Source organism: Lachnoanaerobaculum umeaense, from assembly GCF_003589745.1.
In the GTDB taxonomy this organism is placed as follows: Bacteria; Bacillota; Clostridia; order Lachnospirales; family Lachnospiraceae; genus Lachnoanaerobaculum; species Lachnoanaerobaculum umeaense.
Window position 1 is genome coordinate 326128 of record NZ_CP032364.1, and the last position, 19084, is coordinate 345211.

The 19084-nt window shown below is 35.2% G+C and carries 22 protein-coding genes; 17 read left to right on the top strand and 5 right to left on the bottom strand.

Annotated elements, in window-relative coordinates; translation table 11 throughout:
- Positions 1-7: 7 nt before the first annotated feature.
- Genes D4A81_RS01290 through D4A81_RS13315 form a run of 7 tightly spaced genes read left to right on the top strand, consistent with a single transcriptional unit; the run spans position 8 to position 4607 of the window.
- Entirely contained in the window at positions 8-373 is a 366-nt protein-coding gene (locus tag D4A81_RS01290) for a diacylglycerol kinase (RefSeq protein ID WP_111523850.1), read from the top strand.
- Positions 370-945 carry a CDP-archaeol synthase gene (locus D4A81_RS01295; protein WP_111523851.1) on the top strand — a complete coding sequence of 192 codons (576 nt, stop codon included), beginning with the start codon at positions 370-372 and terminating at the stop codon, positions 943-945. Before D4A81_RS01290 ends, D4A81_RS01295 begins: the two co-directional genes overlap by 4 nt.
- Before the next feature lies 1 nt (position 946).
- Positions 947-1543 (top strand): CDP-alcohol phosphatidyltransferase family protein, encoded by a 597-nt coding sequence (locus tag D4A81_RS01300; RefSeq protein WP_111523852.1) that lies wholly within the window; start codon positions 947-949, stop codon positions 1541-1543.
- A gap of 8 nt (positions 1544-1551) precedes the next feature.
- Positions 1552-2427, top strand: a complete 876-nt coding sequence (locus D4A81_RS01305; RefSeq protein WP_111523853.1) for a phosphatidylserine decarboxylase — start codon at positions 1552-1554, stop codon at positions 2425-2427.
- A complete protein-coding gene (locus D4A81_RS01310; protein ID WP_111523854.1) occupies positions 2405-3370 on the top strand; it encodes a UbiA prenyltransferase family protein in 966 nt (321 codons plus the stop codon). Before D4A81_RS01305 ends, D4A81_RS01310 begins: the two co-directional genes overlap by 23 nt.
- 14 nt (positions 3371-3384) lie before the next feature.
- Complete coding sequence (glf, locus tag D4A81_RS01315) at positions 3385-4482, top strand: UDP-galactopyranose mutase (RefSeq protein WP_111523855.1); 1098 nt, start codon at positions 3385-3387, stop codon at positions 4480-4482.
- On the top strand, positions 4461-4607 hold the full coding sequence (locus tag D4A81_RS13315) for a hypothetical protein (RefSeq protein ID WP_207665684.1): 147 nt from the start codon (positions 4461-4463) through the stop codon (positions 4605-4607). Before glf ends, D4A81_RS13315 begins: the two co-directional genes overlap by 22 nt.
- 62 nt (positions 4608-4669) lie before the next feature.
- Here D4A81_RS13315 and D4A81_RS01320 read toward each other — a convergent pair whose 3' ends face one another.
- From D4A81_RS01320 to D4A81_RS01330, 3 genes are all read right to left on the bottom strand, one after another.
- Entirely contained in the window at positions 4670-5809 is a 1140-nt protein-coding gene (locus D4A81_RS01320) for a hypothetical protein (protein ID WP_111523856.1), read from the bottom strand.
- A gap of 132 nt (positions 5810-5941) precedes the next feature.
- Entirely contained in the window at positions 5942-7294 is a 1353-nt protein-coding gene (locus tag D4A81_RS01325; protein WP_111523857.1) for a type IV secretory system conjugative DNA transfer family protein, read from the bottom strand.
- Positions 7294-7899: a ClpP family protease gene (locus D4A81_RS01330; RefSeq protein WP_111523858.1), complete on the bottom strand. Its 606-nt coding sequence runs from the start codon at positions 7897-7899 to the stop codon at positions 7294-7296. Before D4A81_RS01330 ends, D4A81_RS01325 begins: the two co-directional genes overlap by 1 nt.
- A gap of 211 nt (positions 7900-8110) precedes the next feature.
- Here D4A81_RS01330 and D4A81_RS01335 point away from each other — a divergent pair, with 211 nt between their 5' ends.
- The gene (locus D4A81_RS01335) at positions 8111-8866 is read left to right on the top strand and encodes a hypothetical protein (protein WP_111523859.1); all 756 of its coding nucleotides are present in this window, start codon (positions 8111-8113) and stop codon (positions 8864-8866) included.
- A gap of 67 nt (positions 8867-8933) precedes the next feature.
- On the opposite strand, the gene D4A81_RS01340 is transcribed toward D4A81_RS01335, so the two are convergent.
- Both D4A81_RS01340 and D4A81_RS01345 read right to left on the bottom strand, forming a co-directional pair.
- Positions 8934-10850 (bottom strand): GH25 family lysozyme, encoded by a 1917-nt coding sequence (locus D4A81_RS01340; RefSeq protein ID WP_111523860.1) that lies wholly within the window; start codon positions 10848-10850, stop codon positions 8934-8936.
- Between the two features lie 9 nt (positions 10851-10859).
- Complete coding sequence (locus tag D4A81_RS01345; protein WP_111523861.1) at positions 10860-12056, bottom strand: cell wall-binding protein; 1197 nt, start codon at positions 12054-12056, stop codon at positions 10860-10862.
- A 357-nt stretch (positions 12057-12413) separates the two neighbouring features.
- On the opposite strand from D4A81_RS01345, the gene D4A81_RS01350 reads away from it, so the two are divergent.
- From D4A81_RS01350 to atpD, 9 genes are all read left to right on the top strand, one after another.
- A complete protein-coding gene (locus D4A81_RS01350; RefSeq protein WP_111523862.1) occupies positions 12414-12707 on the top strand; it encodes an AtpZ/AtpI family protein in 294 nt (97 codons plus the stop codon).
- Positions 12700-13113, top strand: a complete 414-nt coding sequence (locus tag D4A81_RS01355) for a hypothetical protein (RefSeq protein ID WP_111523863.1) — start codon at positions 12700-12702, stop codon at positions 13111-13113. Before D4A81_RS01350 ends, D4A81_RS01355 begins: the two co-directional genes overlap by 8 nt.
- A complete protein-coding gene (gene atpB / locus D4A81_RS01360) occupies positions 13110-13838 on the top strand; it encodes a F0F1 ATP synthase subunit A (RefSeq protein WP_111523864.1) in 729 nt (242 codons plus the stop codon). The genes D4A81_RS01355 and atpB overlap by 4 nt, the downstream gene beginning before the upstream one ends.
- Before the next feature lie 79 nt (positions 13839-13917).
- Positions 13918-14175, top strand: a complete 258-nt coding sequence (gene atpE / locus D4A81_RS01365) for an ATP synthase F0 subunit C (protein WP_007594440.1) — start codon at positions 13918-13920, stop codon at positions 14173-14175.
- Positions 14176-14187: 12 nt separating this feature from the next.
- Entirely contained in the window at positions 14188-14703 is a 516-nt protein-coding gene (atpF, locus tag D4A81_RS01370) for a F0F1 ATP synthase subunit B (RefSeq protein ID WP_111523865.1), read from the top strand.
- On the top strand, positions 14691-15224 hold the full coding sequence (atpH, locus tag D4A81_RS01375; RefSeq protein WP_111523866.1) for an ATP synthase F1 subunit delta: 534 nt from the start codon (positions 14691-14693) through the stop codon (positions 15222-15224). The genes atpF and atpH overlap by 13 nt, the downstream gene beginning before the upstream one ends.
- Before the next feature lie 45 nt (positions 15225-15269).
- Positions 15270-16769, top strand: a complete 1500-nt coding sequence (gene atpA / locus D4A81_RS01380; protein WP_111523867.1) for a F0F1 ATP synthase subunit alpha — start codon at positions 15270-15272, stop codon at positions 16767-16769.
- Positions 16770-16781: 12 nt separating this feature from the next.
- Positions 16782-17648, top strand: coding sequence for an ATP synthase F1 subunit gamma (gene atpG / locus D4A81_RS01385; RefSeq protein ID WP_111523868.1), 867 nt, complete (start codon positions 16782-16784; stop codon positions 17646-17648).
- Between the two features lie 39 nt (positions 17649-17687).
- Positions 17688-19079 carry a F0F1 ATP synthase subunit beta gene (gene atpD, locus D4A81_RS01390; protein ID WP_111523869.1) on the top strand — a complete coding sequence of 464 codons (1392 nt, stop codon included), beginning with the start codon at positions 17688-17690 and terminating at the stop codon, positions 19077-19079.
- The last annotated feature ends 5 nt before the right edge of the window (positions 19080-19084 follow it).

A 19084-nucleotide genomic window follows, 5' to 3' on the forward strand; every position in this document is an offset into this window, starting at 1 on the left:
GATATAGATGAAGAATAAGACATTTTTAAAAAGTATACATTGTGCCATAGAAGGACTTATTTTTGCTCTAAAGACAGAAAAAAACTATAAGTATTACATTGTTATAGATATTATATTTTTTCTTTTGGACTTCTTTGTATTTAAGCCGGATAAGGCCGGCTGGTTTGCATATATTCTTACCTCTGCAGCTGTTTACGGCATGGAATGTATAAATACTTCTATAGAACATATTTCGGATTTTATTTCAGAAGAGGTTCATTCGGAGATAAAGGTGATTAAGGATATGGGAGCTGCCGGAGTGCTCTGTTTTGGCATAGCATTCTTTGCTGTACAGATTATAGAATGTATAAATTATTTAGGAGTGGTATTATGATCATATCACTGTATATAAGTATGCTTCCTGTAATCCTTGGCGGAGTTTTCAATATGCTTTTTGTAAAGATAAAGGCGCTTGATTTTTTACGAATACCTATAGATGGCGGTAAAAGCTTAAATGGAAAGAGGGTTTTTGGTGACAGTAAGAGTTTGCTTGGATTTATAGGAATGGTGCTTGGCACTTCAATAGCAGCTATAATTTGGGGAGTATTTTTAAAGTATATGAGATTGGAGCATTACAATCTGATTTATAAAAATTATCCCAATACAGTTTATTTTAATCTTTTATCCGGAGCATTATTTGGATTTGCATATATGATCTTTGAGCTGCCAAACAGCTTTATAAAAAGAAGATTTGATATAGATGCGACTACAAGAGGTAGATTTCCGGCAAATATGGTTACATTCGTATATGATCAGATAGATTCAATGATAGGAGTAATGCTGGTGCTTGCAATATTTGCAGGTCTTAGATTTCCTCAATATATTTTGGCGGTTTTACTTGGTGGGATCACACATGTGGCTGTAAATATGATTTTGATTTTGTTTAAAGTAAGAAAGTATTTATGATATGAAAAGGATATTTTTGGGAGTATATCATCCAAGTGTTATACTTACCTATATAGGTGTATTGATTTCGATATTCGGGATTTTATTTGCAGAGAGCTTGTACCTTGCTACTATTTTACTGATGCTTGCAGGACTTTGTGATGCATTTGATGGAATATTTGCAAGGATGTATAAAAGGACTGAGTTTGAAGAAAACTTTGGAGTTCAGATAGACTCGTTTGCTGATCTGATTTCATTTGGATTGTTTCCTGCAAAGATATATATAAGCTTTTTTTCTAAAAATATATATATTTCATTTGTACTTGTGAGTTTTTATATTTTGGCGGTAATTATAAGACTGTCGTATTTTAACTGCAAGGGAAGTGAGGATAAGCTTTATTTTACAGGACTTGCTGTAACATACTCCGCATTTTTTATATCTTTGTATGTGGTTATTGCAAAGTATATAGAGAGCTTTTTGGCTTTACCGATTGAGTGTCTGTATATATTTTTAATATTGGTATTTTTGTGGAATAAGAAAATAAGAAAGCCGAATCTGTATATCAGAATAGCTTTTTTGATTCTTGCTATTGTGTTTATAGCTTTATTGCTGATATAGGTGATACTTTGAAAATAATTGATAGAAGAAGTGGTAAAATAATAAAAGAAGAGGAAGACTCGGCAAAAATTATAGGATTTTTATATCACAGTTTTTTTGGCAGGTTATTTTTAAAACTTTTTTTTGCAAGGCCATATTTTTCAAAATTGCTGTCGATATATTATAAAAGTCCCTTGTCTAAAAATAAGATAAAAAGCTTTATAAAAAAATACAACTTGGATAGAGGGCTTTTACAGAGAAATTTTAAAAGCTTTGCCAATTTTTTTTCAAGAAAAGAAAAGATAAATGTGGATAATGAGGGCTTTCTTGCAACTGCAAGTGGAAAACTTCGAGTATTTAAAATAGGTTATGACGGAAAACTCTATCTTGGAAATAAAAAACTTAGTATAATGATAAAGGGCAATGTTTACAATACAGATAAATTGTTGAAAGCTCCACTGCCTGATTGGGCAAGAGGTGGATATCTTTTATTATACAGACTAAGTCTTTGTGATTATCACAGATATATTTATCCGCTAACAGGAAGATGTGAGAAAAGAAAAGAAATTTCCGGGAGACTTGAAAGTGTCAGAAGAGATGCCGCCTACTGGAGAGCATTTGCAGAGAATAAAAGAGTACTGGAATATTGGAAAACCAATAGCGGAGATATGCTCCATATGGAGATAGGGGCAATGCTTGTAGGACATATTCATAACCATAAAAAAATCTGCTTTCACAAAGGTGAGGAAAAGGGTTTTTTCTCATATGGCGGATCAAGTATAGTTGAGATAGTTGGCAGGGAAATAGAGGTAGACAGAGATATCTTAGAAAACAGCAAAAGAAATCTTGAAACTAAAATCCGAATCGGGGAGAGGATAGGATATGGAAAGGTTAAAAAGGCTTAGAGTTTATTTTAATGAAATGTTTCCGCTCATTCCAAGACTATGTCTTGGCTACATTGTGTTTTTGGAGATTTACTTTATAGTACTTCTAAATCATGGAGTAACAGGAAAAAAACTACTTTTATTTGATAAGGTTAAAGGTCAGTCTGATTTAATATCTTATTTTATACAGCATGATGTAATAGGTGTAATAATTGGAGGGTTTACAATATTCAGCTTTTTACTTTGGCTGCGTATTGCGGATGATTTTAAGGATTATGAGCTGGATTGCAGACTTTTTGCAAGCAGACCGCTTCCATCAGGTAGAGTACATAAGGATGATTTGAGAATTTTTGCTATTATACTTATCGGAATAACTATTTTTATAAATATACTTTTTATGAGGAATTTTATATTCTGTCTGATACTTTACAGTTATGGAAGTTTGATGGCGGTATGGTTCTTCCAAAAGCATAAGATAGCAAAGTCATTGCCACTTGCCTTGGTTACACATAATCCGGTACAGATAATATTAAATATATATGTTATTTCTTATGCGATAATGAAGTATAAACTTCCGATATTTGATATTACAAATTTGATGGCGATTATGACACTTTATTTTCCTGCACTTATTTGGGAGATTTCAAGAAAGATTCGTGCACCTAAAGAGGAAACAGAATATGTCACATATTCAAAGCTGTTTGGATATAAGAAATGTGTTGATTTTGTATTTGTTCTTACTTGGCTTGATATACTTACAAATGTAGTTTTGGTATGGAATTTGAATAAGATCTCTGTAGTGGCAATACTTGCAAATACAGTATGGTGCTCTATGAAATTTATTGAATATAAGAAGAATCCTACAAAGTACAGGATTGTAAGTAAGGTGGAAAGATATACATATATACAGGAAAGTATGATGATTGCAACTATTGTAATTTATTTGATAGTTGGAAAGATATAGATAAGGAGTAGTATATGAAATACGATTTTTTAGTAGTTGGAGCAGGGCTTTTCGGAGCAATATTTGCATATGAGGCAAAGAAGCGTGGTAAGAGTGTTTTGGTAATTGATAAGAGAAATCATATAGCCGGAAATATCTATACAGAGAATGTAGACGGAATAAATGTTCATAAATATGGTGCTCATATTTTCCACACTTCAAATAAAAAGATTTGGGAGTATGTAAATAATTTTGCGGAGTTTAATAATTATATCAATGCACCTGTTGCCATATATAAGGATGAACTTTACAATCTGCCATTTAATATGAATACTTTCAGTAAGCTTTGGAATATAAAAACACCTGATGAGGCAAAGGCAATTATAGAAAAGCAAAGACAGGAATCAGGAATTACAGATCCTAAGAATCTGGAAGAGCAGGCTATATCTTTGGTAGGAAAAGATGTATACGAAAAGCTTATAAAGGGATATACGGAAAAGCAGTGGGGCAGAGATGCAAAGGAACTTCCTGCATTTATTATAAAGAGATTGCCACTGAGATTTACATTTGATAATAATTATTTCAATGACAGATACCAGGGTATTCCGATTGGAGGATATACCGGAATAGTTGAAAAGCTTCTTGAAGGTATTGAGGTAAGGGCAAATACCGAGTACAGAGATTTCATAAAGGAAAATCCTGATATAGCTGATAAAACTGTATATACCGGAATGATTGATGAGTTCTTTGATTATAAACTTGGAGTGCTGGAGTACAGAAGAGTATACTTTGAGGATGAAAGGCTTGATACCGACAATTATCAGGGAAATGCAGTGGTAAATTATACAGAAAGAGATGTAAAGTTTACAAGAATTATAGAGCATAAGCATTTTGAATACGGCAATCAGGACTTCACCATTATTTCAAAAGAATATCCTACAGAGTGGCAAAAGGGTGAGGAACCATATTATCCTATTAATAATGAAAAGAACAATGCTCTATATGAAAGCTATGTGGAGCTTTCAAAAAGCAGACCCGAGATAATATTTGGCGGCAGACTTGGTGCATATAAGTACTATGATATGGACAAGGTAGTTGAAGCGGCACTTGAGTGTGTGGAGAAGAATTTGTAAATATATGTGAGGGTAGAAGTTTTGGTAATACCACTATAGGCTATGCTTCTGATGGAAGGGTATATTATACAGGGTATAATTGTTTGGAAGATGCTCTAAAAGAGTTGCAAGCCAATCTGACCTAAGGGAGCTTTTTTAAGAACAAAAATATGGCTGTGGGGGAATTTTCCAACAGCCATATTTTAATTTAATGATTCTTAGATGCCAGTTCTTCTCTTACCATTCCATATTCTATTACATTTTCATTATCATCATATGTAAAGTATAGATAATCAGATAAACCGGAGGTTAGTCTATAATAATAAGTATCTGAGGTTTTTATTCTAGGTTCTCCAAGGTAGCCCACAACACGAGATTTACTTAAATCTCCATTTTGCTCAGGTAATAATCCTATACTGAGTGGGAAAAACTGTTCATATATGATTTTTTTAAGTGGGCGAACTGAAATCTTTGTAACAGTTAATAGATTATCTTCAGTTTTTCCTTTTTCGAGCCTAAATGTTATAGTGCTATCTTCGGAAAGATATATATAATTATTTCCATTTTTTTCATTAGGTTCTTTATATCTTTTAATGAGCACTTCTTCTTCAGAACCAAGGACTACACCATTAAGGTGTATTCTATTGGCAAATATGGCGTTATCATGATCTAATAAAATATCATAAAGGCTTTTATCTTCTCTAGCATCAGATATATCACCTAAGTGCTTTGTAAAGTTTTCTCTTGCAAGTTCTAGAGTAAGAGGTTTTGAATCAAAAAATTCCTCAGGTACAGAAATCTCATAATTTACATATGATATGGAATCATTGGCTATTATTAAAAGTAAAGCATTATTGTCAAGCCTTGGAAATATATATGGTGAAGAATACAAAGGATTTTCATCTATGCCGGGTGGTGTTAAATCAATATCATAAAGCCTGGATGCGATTGCACCTTCATAAAATTCATCATATTTGATTGTGATTGTCGAAGAGTCATTACTTAACTCCACATCACTAAGTTGTATATATTCAGCTATCTCAGGGAGTTTGCTGATGATATTTTTTAAGCTGTCCTTATCAGTCTTTTCATTAATAGTTAACTCATTTAAATTTTCATACGGAAAATAGATACTTTCTGATATGGAAAGTTTATCATCTACTGAAGCTTGAGTCAGATCACTCTCTGATGAAGCGGTAGTTTTTTCTTCTTTGGAAGGCTCTTGTTTTGAGAGAGATTCACTTTCCTGTGCAACAGAGGAGGTATTACTATCTTTGGATGATTGGCATCCTGAAAGTGAAGATATTAAAAATGATAACAAGAATAAGGTAAATAGCTTCTTTTTCATTCTACATTCTCCTTAAAATATGTTTAAAGTTGATTTCTTTAAATATTATCATTAAATGCATGGCTTGTAAATATAGAGAAAAACTTCCAAACCAAGCATAAGTTCGAAAGTTTTTAGGATAAATAGTATTTGTCAAACATCAACAATGCAGCTGTCTTCTGATTTTTTAGCAGTACGTTTAAGTTCTTTAATAAATGAATGCCTGTCTTTAATAACTATTTTATCAACATGTGAATCTTTAAATTTATTAGTAATTTCTTGATATTTTTTATTTTTAAAAACATTATATCTTTTGCAGAATATAGGTTTTAAACCACGCCTAAATATGATCTGTTTACCCAATTTCATGCTTAAACAATCTTCAGGCATTATACCGGCTCTGTCAGAAATGTTTTTTGCAGTAGCTAAATCATTTGATCCCATGTACACATAGGTATCACAATTATTGATAATAGTAGTAGAGCTTTGATATCCATATAGGGAAGATAGCTGAGACTCTGATTGTATTAGGAGAGTTACAGATATTCCTTTTTCTCTAAAAATGGAAATATATTGATCAAATAAAGGTACAGGACATCCTGTAGCAAAGTCATCTGCCAGGAAGTGTATAGGAATAGGAAGTACACCACTGTCTTGCATTTCTCCTATTTCAAAAAGTTCTTTAAAAGTATGGGCATAAAACATGTTTATAAAGCTGTTTAAAGAGGGGTTTACAGGGCTGCTTGTAATAAATAATGCCGACTTTTCCTTTGTAAAATCATTGAAATTTACTCTATTTTTCATCTTAAACATTTTTCTAAGCTCAGGTGTAAATACAGTTGCAAGAGCAGTATTTAAAAATGAAAATACACAACCAGCTGTTCTGACAGGTAATCTTTTAAAAGACATCCAGTTAACACTTGCCATATTTAATGGATTATACTTTTGTAAAAGCTCAAAGTCAGAGTCATAATTAGTCACTATAGTTCCATCTTTTTCACTATAACTAAGTTTGTCAACCATTTCCAATACATCAGAAAAGTCCGGATCATCATACTCTATTAATATATAGGATATGATAGCTACAAATAAAGATGTAGCGGATTCATACCAGTAGAGATCAAGATTCTTATTATTAATATCAACATTTGCTTGAACTATGGCTCTAGCAATAAATATTATATCTTGATAGCTTTTAATATAATTTAATGGATCATAAGATACATTACCATTTTCCGGATGTACAAAGTCAAGATCCCATACCTTGTACCCCCTCTCCTCTAATAATGGTGTATACTTCTTTACAATTCTTCTTTTGGTTACACTTGTAATTATATTTCTATTATTTGATTCTAATAGGAAAGGCTCTGCTATAGAGACTGTCTTACCTGAGCCGGAGCCTCCTACGACCATTACATTGTTATTTATGCCGGTTACATTAGTATCAGAACTGAATATACAGTCCTTACCATCACCTAATACAACTCTGTCTGTTTTCCTATACATTACCATTCCTCCTCTTTTATTAAATCAATTATTTTTGCAAAATCAATTACTTTATCACATAAGTTAAAGCCTATCGCTTCATCAGGTAAAAAGTAATGATCAAAACTTGTTGCTATATCTATTTCCTCTTCAGTTTTACCGGTATGTTTTGATAATAGTCCATTTAATTTTCTCTTGGTTTCAAGCATACTGTCAGAAATACTCTTTATACTGGAAGCATTACCTGCTACATTTCCACCAAGTATAGGTTGATGTAACATTAGCTCACTGTTCGGAAGCATGTATCGCTCATTTGCACAAGCAAAGAGTATGGCTCCCATGCTATAAGCTCTTCCTCTACATATCATTCGTATAGGCGCTTTTGAACCAACTATAGCATCATACATTAATAATCCACTATTTATTTCTCCACCAAGACTGTTTATAAGTATTGTAATAGGTTGATCTGATTCCAGATTTAATTCCAATATTTTATCTGTAAAATCAAGAGCTAAAATATCTGTTATATCACCATTGATATTGATACACCTTTTATCAAAAAATCTTGTTTCCAGTGAAACCTGAGATATTCCACAGTTTGTTTTTAGTAATGTAGTAAAACTCATACTAACTCCTTTATATTTGAAATTATTAATACTTGTTGATCCGGATTTAAGTATGCTTGGATTATATCATTTATATACATATATGTATATAAACTAATGAAACAAAAATATGTACAAACTAAAAATTATACTTGCAAAATAAAGGTATATAGTATATATTTAGATGTATATAAATAAAAAGATATATACATAAATAAAAAGAGGTACAAATATGTCGAAAAAAAGTGGAAATCATGAGCCAACTGAAAGCAGAGCTTTCAAACTAACTGAATTAACAAAGTATTTAGTGAAAATGTATAAACTGCCAACTAAAGACAAAGCCAGTCTGGATGAATATACTGGTGATGGATTAAGAGGGTATAGAAAGCAAATAGAGAGAATTCTAAAAAATACCAAAGTAAATGGTAAATCGCTTTATGATATTTGCACGCCGGATGATGGTGGACCAAGAAAAATAAGCGTTTCGGATTTTAATAAACATTGCTTTCCACAATGGTCAGATTATCTTAAAAATGGTAAAAATGAATATGATAAAGAAGTGTTAGAAAGAGAGGAAAAAATATATGAACGTGCGAAAATAATACAAGAAAATGCTGAGTATGATGATGTATATGATAATGAATCTGAAGAAATATTTATATATTCAGAGGAAGAGTTAGAAAAACATGCTATGAAACTGATGATAGAGGGGATTTTTGAGGCAGTATGTGGAGAATTTGATTGGAGGAAATTAAAGTATGATTTAGAAAATAAAGAATACTATTTACATCCATGGAATGTTGAAAAAATTTATCCGGAGGAATATTTTGATGGAAGTGAACTTTGGAATGAGGAAGATGGAATATTCTATACCATTCCATATGAGAAATTGCGAGAAGATGGCAGAAAGACAAGAGAGCCTTTAGAAAAATCAATGGAAAATCTAAAATCATATAAGAACTATATAAAAGATAAGGATAATGAATAGGCATCAATTAAAAAATAATAGCTTCAAAAAAGCCACTCCTGTTTGGGGTGGCTTTTAGTTTGATATTTTAATTTGCAACCGGACCTACACTTGCTCTTGTAGAGACTGTAGCTGAGGTAGGTTCCACAGTTGTTGAAGTGTTTTCTGCAACAACAGGCGTCATAGCACCTGAGGAATCTATATTGTAGTCTGTGCCATTTACGTTTACTGTTGTATTTGCCAACATTTTTCCGCTGTCATCAAGATAGTAGGAGATATTGTCGACATTTACCATTCCTTTTGCCATAGAACCGGAAGTGTTGAAATAGTACCAAGAGTTGTCGGCATTTACCCAACCGGTTTTCATAGCACCACTCGGAGATAGGAAATATCTTTGATTGTTTTGATCAAGCCATCCGGTTTGCATTTTACCGGAATTATCCATATAGTACCAAGTACCACCATCATTGATCCAACCGGTAGATATAGAACCGGACTTATTGATATAATACCATGCATTATCATTCTTTAACCAACCAGTTTGCATAGCACCTGAGTCGGTCATAAAATATTTGCTGTTTCCATCATTGATCCAACCGGTTTGCATTTTACCGGTATTGTCCATATAGTACAATAGACCACGGTCATTTACCCAACCGGTCAACATCTTACCGTTATTGTCCATATAATACCAGTTGCCACTATCACTGAGCCATCCCTTTGCCATGGCACCTGATTGTGAAAGGAAATATCTTGCATTGCCGATATCAGTCCATCCGGTCTGCATCTTACCGGTATTGTCCATATAATATCTTTGACTACCGGAGTCTACCCATCCGGTCTGCATTTTACCGGCATTATCCATAAAATACCAGACATTGTTATCCTTTACCCAACCGGTAGCCATAATACCTGAAGGATATAGGAAGTAATTATCTTTTCCTTCTATAAGCCAACCGGTTTGCATTTTACCGTCTTTGTCAGCGTAGTATTTTTTACTGCTGTCAGTAAACCAGCCTGTAAGCATTTTTCCGTCGTTATTATCCAAATAGTACCAAGCATCACTTTCTTTGTACCAGCCTTTTTTTGCAGCACCTTTTTTTGAAGGATCCAGATAATAGCTGGCATTATTATCAGTAAACCAGCCAGTCTTGGCAGTACCGTTTGAATCCATGTAGTATGAATTGTTACCATCGTGAATCCATGCATCTTTTACCATATTGTAGTCTTTGTAATAATATGTCTTTCCGGCAATAGTTCTCCATGTATTAGCCGGAATTTTATCTGAAAAAGATTTGTATTGGAAGTCGATATCTACATTGCCATTTATACCATTTACCCTTCCTGTACTGGTAGCCTGCCACATAACAGGATTTGGATATGAATGCTTTACATTATATCTGGCAACCCAAATATCATATTTTTTAAGTGCGTTCATATCAAGCTTGTTTGCAATCCAATAATCATTAGCATAAAGTATCGGATAATATCCTGCAGCTTCAACCTTATTGCAGAAAGTCTTTATAATAGCAGTAAGTTCGTCTTTTGAGAGCTTACCTTGAGTATTCATATCCTCAACATCAAATGCTACAGGATATGAAATCGGATAATCTTTTATTATATCTAAAACAAAATCAGCCTCGGCATCAGCTTGTTCGACATTCATTGCATAGGAGTATATATATATTCCAAGCTTTATACCCCTTTTATTTGCTTCGGTCAGATTTCTTCTTATAACAGGATCTATTTTACCTTTGTATCTGGTTCCATGTATGATAAATTGCACATCATCAGCAGCAACTTTATCCCAGTTTACATCACCCTGATAATGCGACAGGTCAATACCTCTTGCAACTACTCCGGAAAGTGATGAGCCGTCAAGCATCTGATATACACCCGGGCTTTGCATAGTCCACTCATTTGCTGCAAAGGCAGTCATGGGAGAGAGCAAAGATATAGCAAGTGACAAGGACATAACAGTTTTTGCAAATTTGTTTAAATACATTTCTTACCTCTATTTTGGTCCGGATGTTTCACCGGGTTTTAATCCCACCTCGTCCTTACTTGAAGAACCATTTGATGGATTTTTCTGAGTTTCATCAGCAGGACTCTTAGCTTTTACTGTTTCTGATGGATTCTTAGTTTTAGGATCTTCAGTAGTATCTGTTTTCTTAGGTTCACCTGCAGTTGAAGCCGGAACTGTCGGCTGAGTAGATTCTTTTTTGTCTTCACTGGGTGCCGGAACTAAAGTTGCGGAGCCTGAAGTTTCTGTAGAAGCCTTGGAAGTTTCTGTAGTAGCTTTAGCATTTGAGCCTTCTTTACCCTCAGCTTTTTTTGTTTCGGATATAGCATTAGTGACACTGCTAGGAGTGCCACTAATATTTGTACATACACCATTTGCATCAAATGTGTATTCTTTGCCTTCTATAGTTATAGATTTGCCTGCAACCATCTTACCGTCTGATTCAAAGTAATAATACTTGTCATTCAATTTTACCCAACCGGTAATCATATGCCCTTTTTCATTAAAATAGTAGGATGTACCTGCTATCTTTTTGAAACCGAAGCTCATCTTACCATGATTTTCACCCTCAGCTTCTTCCATGTAGTACTTGTGGGTGCCGTCATTTATCCAGCCTGTTTTCATAGAACCGTCAGCATTGAAATAGTAGTAAATACCGTCAATTTCATTCCATGAAGTGTACATTTTAGCGGAGCCTGAGAAATAATAAGTCTTGTCCCCTACTTTTGTCCAACCAAAAGCAGCTCTTCCATCAGGTTTAAAATAATACCATGCTCCATCCATTTGTCTCCAGCCTGTAGCCATAGCACCAGAGCCTCTTAGGTAGTAATAGTTTGAATCACTCTTTAGCCAGCTTCCTTGCACAAGGCTTCCATTACTAAGAGTGTAGAACCATTCGTTACCAACCTTAAACCATCCGGTAGCCATAATACCATTAGACTTGAAGTAGTACCACTTTGAATCAATTTTTTTCCAACCTGTAGTCATAACGCCATTGGATAGATCCATATAGTAATATCCACTGGAAGACTGTAACCAGCTTTTGTGAGTTTGTCCATCTTCATCTATATAGGTCCAGGTTCCATTGTCAGATTTCCAACCGGCTGCATATATGGCTGAAATGGTAGAAAGTGAAAGTAATCCACTCAGTGCACCTGTAAGCAACATTTTTCTGATAGTATGTTTCATATATCCTCCTTTTACTTTATTTGAGTTGCAAGGAAATACCCTAAAACTCTATTGTGATTTATTATAGCATTTTAATCGGTAATAAAATAGCACATATATTATAACAAATATTTACAATTTAAAGAACACCATTTTATATTATTTTAAAATGTGATTGCCTTTTCGAGCCTGGATTATAATAATATCAAAGAATATTGTTAAAATATTATTTTAAATATTTTTCTCAGATAATGTATATAGTTAAAAACACTAATATAGACAAGAGAAGATTATATAGGTATAATAATAAAATCGAAAAATATAAAATGTGATATTGAAAGTTTTTATAGTTTTGGGGTATAGTAGGAGGTGAAATAGATGGAAGCACTAAGATACTTGTCATTAATTTCACAGGTGGGTTTTACTATGGTTACACCGATTTTACTCTGTACGTTTATTGGTATTAAGTTGGAGCAAAGATTCGAATTTCCATTCACTTTGATATTTATAATACTTGGGGTAATAAGTGGATGCATGTCCGGATTTAAATTGATTATGAATACCATCAAAAAGATGGATAAAAAGAAAATAGAAGCCGACCTACAAGAACAAGAAAATAGTTTTGCATCGCCAAAAAGAGAAAGTAGGATTTTTAAGAATAAGGATGAGTAAGGAAACAAAAAGAACCTGTCTATATATGGGCATGGGAGTTTTACTTTATGAGATTATTTTAAGTTTGGTATCTATCCCCTTTGCTAAGCTTATGAAATATTCAATCTACTCAATGGAACTGGGGATACTGGTAGGAACTATTTTGGTAATAGGCATGGTTATTGATATGGGTATATCCACTGAAGATAGTCTATATGGTGGTAGTCCTTCTTTTGCACAGAGAAAGATTATGATACATTCTTTGCTTAGGAAGGTGGCCCTATTTATTGTTGTTGCAATATTTTGGAACAGTAGATACATAAATGCACTTGCGATTGTAATATCTGTTTTTGGTTTAAAATCGGGCGCATATATGTATCCACTGTTTAAAAAAATATTTGAAAAAGAAAGAAAGGAGGAGACATGAGCTTAAGTATTTTAGCTGAAAGTGCAGCCGGAAGTAAAAATTTGGATTTCATGATACATGGCCTATATGAGTATAAGCTTTTTGGACAGAAACTTTATTTGACTACGACTACAGTTTCCTTGTTGATCGTTGTCTTATTGATTACTGTATTTGCCATTTTTGCAAATAGAGCAATAAAAGCAGTAGATCCATACAATGCCCCAAGTGGCTTTGTAAATTTCTTGGAATGCGGTATCGAAGCTTTGGAGGGAATGACTGAAACTATACTTGGTGCAAACAAGGATAGATTCTTAAACTATATAGGAACGATATTTATCTTTATTTTTGTTTCAAACTTCAGTGGTTTGCTTGGACTTAGAAATCCTACAGCGGATTATGGTGTGACATTCTTACTTGGACTTTTTACATTCTTAATAGTAAATTTCCAGGGTATAAAGAACAGGAAATTAAAACATTTCACATCGCTCTTTGAGCCGATACCATTGCTGTTCCCAATAAATGTTATTGGTGAAATAGCAAACCCGATATCTATATCATTGCGTCTTTTTGCAAACGTGCTTTCAGGTGTTTTGATCATGGGGCTTTGGTATGGTATGATGCCGATCTTTTTAAAAGTAGGTGTGCCATCATTCTTACATCTATATACAGATGTATTTTCAGGAGCACTACAGACATATGTTTTCTGTATGCTTAGCATGGTCTATATCAATGATAAATTAGAATAGTTCATTGAATAGTAAAATATTTTCATGGATTTAAGTGAGCAGGAGTATCACTTGATATCATATATTTTGGAGGTTATTTATGAATATGACAGGACAGGATTTTATATTTGGTTGCTCTGCTATAGGTGCAGGACTTGCAATGATAGCAGGTATCGGACCTGGTGTTGGACAGGGTATTGCGGCAGGACATGGTGCGGCAGCAGTAGGTAGAAACCCGGGAGCAAGAGCAGATATCACATCGACAATGCTTCTTGGACAGGCGGTTGCAGAGACAACAGGTCTTTACGGACTTGTAGTTGCTATGATTCTTATGTTCGTTAAGCCTTTCGGTGCTTAATTTGGAGGTTTTATGGAAAGACTGATAGGATTTGACCCTCAGCTTTTGGCTGATTCAGCCATTACCGGCTTTGCGGTCCTTTTCTTGTTCTTTATTCTTTCCTATTTGCTTTTTGATCCGGCTAAGGAGATGCTCAAGAAAAGAAGAGAGCGAGTTGCTGGTGACTTGGAAAGTGCGAAAGATGCAAAGGCAAAAGCTGATGCTCTCAAGGCTGAATACGAAGAAAGATTGGCCTCTTTTCAAAAGCAGGCTGATGCAATCTTAGAGGATGCCAGAAAAAGGGCAAAGGATAGAGAAAACGAAATCATAGAAGAAGCAAAGGCAGAAGCTAGAAGAATTACTGACAGGGCTAACAACGAGATAGAGTTGGCAAAGAAAAAAGCTATGGAAGAAGTAAAATCAAATATAGTGGATGTGGCTTCGATTATTGCAAGCAAGGCAGTAAATTCTGCAATGAATGTTGAAGTGCAGGATAGACTTGTGGAAGAGACTTTAAAAGAAATCGGAGATGGTACATGGCAAAATTAGTGTCCAAAGTATATGGAGATGCTTATGTGTCGGTAGTATCTGAAAAGAACAATCTGATTGATGCACTTGAAGAAATAAAATCTGTAAAGAATATTTTTACTGAAAACAATGAAATCATGGGACTTCTTGATTCACCTAAGATGGATGATGAAGAAAAAATTGATTTTGTAAAGGGAATATTTGAGAATCATATCAGTGTTGATTCATTGGGATTTTTATTAACTATAATCGAAAAGAAGAGACAGGCTGAACTTTTATCTATACTTGAGTATGTTATAGATTGTATAAAGGAGCTTCTTCTTATCGGAAAGGCAACTATTACCACCGCATTGCCGCTAGATGATGCAAAGAAAGATAAAATAGTGGATGAGCTTTTGAAGTCATCACATTATAAATCTCTCGAAGCGGAATATGTGGTAGATGAGAGTATCATAGGTGGTATTGTCATTAGAATTGGTGATAGAGTTGTGGATTCAAGTGTAAAAACAAGAATTGATAAGATGAGAAAAATGTTATCATAAGCCGTATTACCGGCAAAAAGTTTAAAGAAAAGAGGTACGAGTCTAGTGAATCTAAGACCTGAAGAAATCAGCTCAGTTATAAAAGAGCAGATAAATAAGTATTCAACTAAACTCGAGGTATCAGATGTGGGTACTGTTATCCAGGTAGCAGACGGTATTGCAAGAATACATGGTCTTGCTAAGGCTATGCAGGGTGAGCTTTTGGAATTTCCGGGAGATGTTTACGGCATGGTTCTTAACTTGGAAGAGGACAATGTTGGTGCTGTTTTACTTGGTGATAAGAAGAATATCAGCGAGGGAGATACAGTAAAGACCACAGGTAGAGTTGTAGAGGTTCCTGTAGGAGATGCACTTACAGGCAGAGTTGTAAACGCGCTTGGACAGCCAATCGACGGAAAGGGACCTATAACTTCAGATACCTTTAGAAGAATAGAGAGAGTTGCACATGGTGTTATCGAAAGAAAATCAGTAGATACACCACTTCAAACAGGAATAAAGGCCATTGATGCTATGATTCCTATAGGAAGAGGACAAAGAGAGCTTATAATCGGTGACAGACAGACAGGAAAGACTTCTATTGCTGTAGATACTATAATCAATCAAAAAGGACAGAATGTTCATTGTATCTATGTTGCTATAGGGCAGAAGGCCTCTACTGTCGCATCAATTGTAAAGACTTTTGAGGATTATGGTGCTATGGACTATACTACAGTAGTAGTTTCTACTGCAAGTGATCTTGCACCGCTTCAATATATAGCACCTTACTCAGGTTGTGCTATAGGTGAGGAATGGATGGAAAGAGGAGAGGATGTATTGGTAGTATATGATGATCTTACAAAACATGCTGCCGCATATCGTACACTTTCACTTCTTCTTAAGAGACCACCGGGACGTGAGGCTTATCCGGGTGATGTATTCTATCTTCACTCAAGACTTCTTGAGAGAGCTTCAAGATTGTCAGAAGACCTTGGTGGCGGTTCACTTACCGCATTGCCTATAATAGAAACTCAGGCGGGAGACGTTTCAGCGTATATTCCTACAAATGTTATTTCTATTACAGACGGTCAGATCTATCTTGAGACAGAGATGTTCAATGCGGGATTCAGACCTGCCATAAATGCCGGACTTTCAGTATCAAGAGTAGGTGGTTCTGCTCAGATTAAGGCTATGAAGAAGATTGCAGGACCAATAAGATTGGAGCTTGCACAGTATAGAGAACTTGCATCATTTGCACAGTTTGGTTCAGAGCTTGATGAAGCTACAAAGAATCAGTTGGCACAGGGCGAGAGAATCAGAGAGATCTTAAAGCAGCCAAACTACAAGCCAATGCCTGTAGAGTATCAGATAATTATTATCTTTGCTGCTACAAGAAAGCTCTTACTGGATGTCCCTACTGATAAGATACTTGAATTTGAAGAGAAGCTCTTTAAGTTTGTAGAGAGCAAACATCCTGAGATAGCTGCAGAGATAAGAGATAAAAAAGAAATTTCTGATGATTTAGCAAAAAAACTTACAGATGTTATCAATGAATGTAAGAAAGCATAGTGCAGGTGTGTTATGGCTTCAATGAAGGAAATTAAGCGTAGGCGTGCAGCGATACAAAACACTGCTCAGATTACCAAAGCCATGAAACTTGTAGCAACAGTTAAGCTTCAAAAAGCAAGAGCAAAAGCAGAAGCTTCGAAACCATATTTTACTATGATGTATCAGACTATAGCATCCATGCTTGAAAAAAGTGAAAATATCACTCATAAGTATCTTAAAAAGAACGAGGGTGGAAAGACAGGTGTATTAGTCGTTACAGGAAATAGAGGTCTTGCAGGAGGCTATAACAATGCTGTAAGCAGACAGGTAATAAACGAATTTGAAAGTAAAAATACACTCATATATTCAGTGGGTAAAAAGGGTAGAGATGCACTTTTACATAAAGGCTTTGAAGTAGAGGGAGACTTTTCAGAGATTGTGGAAGAGCCACTATATAATGATGCGGCAGATATTACCAAAGTAATGCTTGATGATTATGAAAGTGGAAAACTCTCAGAGATTTATGTGATATATACTAATTTTAAGAATACAGTGGTACATGATCCTGTACTTTTAAAATTACTTCCACTAAGTAAGGAAGATTTATTACAGCCTGAGACAGAGGTAAGTGAGGGACCAAGAGCCCTTATGAATTATTCTCCCAATGAAGATGAAGTATTGGATGCTATAATTCCAAAATACATTTCTTCTGTTATTTATGGTGGTCTGATGCAGTCTGTTGCTTCAGAAAACGGTGCCAGAATGACCGCTATGGATTCTGCAACATCAAATGCAGAAGAACTTATAGATAAGCTTGGCTTACAGTACAATAGAGCTCGCCAGGGTGCAATCACTCAAGAGCTTACAGAAATTGTGGCCGGAGCTAACGCCATAGAATAACGATCGGAAACGGATGAAGAAGAGGAAGGAGAAAAGTTGATGGCAGAGCCAAATATTGGCAAAATAACCCAGATTATCGGTGCTGTTTTGGATATTAAGTTTTCCAGAGGTCACTTGCCACAGATCAATGAGGCAATAAAGATAGATACAGCGGACGGAGTTCTCACTGTAGAAGTTGCACAGCATCTGGGAGATGATATAGTAAGAACCATTGCCATGGGAAGTACAGATGGACTTGTTCGTGGAATGGAAGCAAGAGCAACAGGGGCACCTATTTCTGTTCCTGTTGGCGAAAACACTTTAGGTAGAATTTTCAACGTACTTGGAGAAGCGATTGATAAGAAGGAACCCCCAAAGGTGGATGAGTATCTTCCTATACATAGAAAAGCTCCAAGTTTTGAGGAGCAGTCTACTCAGACTGAGATTCTTGAGACCGGAATAAAGGTAGTAGATCTTCTGTGTCCATACCAAAAGGGTGGAAAGATAGGACTCTTTGGTGGTGCTGGAGTAGGAAAGACTGTACTTATTCAGGAGCTTATTAGAAATATCGCAACAGAGCATGGTGGATATTCAGTATTTACAGGTGTAGGTGAGAGAACCAGAGAGGGAAATGACTTATACCATGAAATGACTGATTCAGGAGTTATTAATAAGACAACCATGGTATTCGGTCAGATGAATGAACCACCAGGTGCGAGAATGAGAGTAGGACTTACAGGTCTTACAATGGCAGAGTATTTTAGAGATCAGGGTGGAAAGGATGTTCTTCTTTTCATTGATAATATCTTTAGATTTACACAGGCAGGTTCAGAGGTTTCAGCACTTCTTGGACGTATGCCTTCTGCGGTAGGTTATCAGCCTACACTTCAAACAGAGATGGGTGCGCTGCAGGAGAGAATCACTTCTACAAAGAATGGTTCTATCACATCTGTTCAGGCTGTATATGTGCCTGCGGATGACCTTACTGACCCGGCTCCTGCAAATACATTTGCTCACCTAGATGCTACTACAGTTCTTGACCGTTCTATAGTGGAGATGGGTATTTATCCTGCAGTAGATCCTCTAGGTTCTACTTCAAGAATACTTTCACCTCATATAGTGGGAGAAGAGCATTATCAGGTGGCACAAAGAGTACAAGAGGTATTGCAAAAGTATAAAGAGTTACAAGACATTATTGCTATGCTTGGTATGGATGAGCTTTCAGAAGACGATAAGCTTACTGTAGCAAGAGCAAGAAAGATTCAGAGATTCCTTTCACAGCCATTCTTCGTGGCAACACAGTTTACAGGAATTGACGGAAAATATGTACCTCTATCAGAGACTATTAGAGGATTTAGAGAAATTCTTGAAGGAAAGCATGACGATATACCTGAGCAATATTTCCTAAATGCAGGAACTATCGACGAGGTTGTAGAGCGTGCCTCTAAATAGGAGGT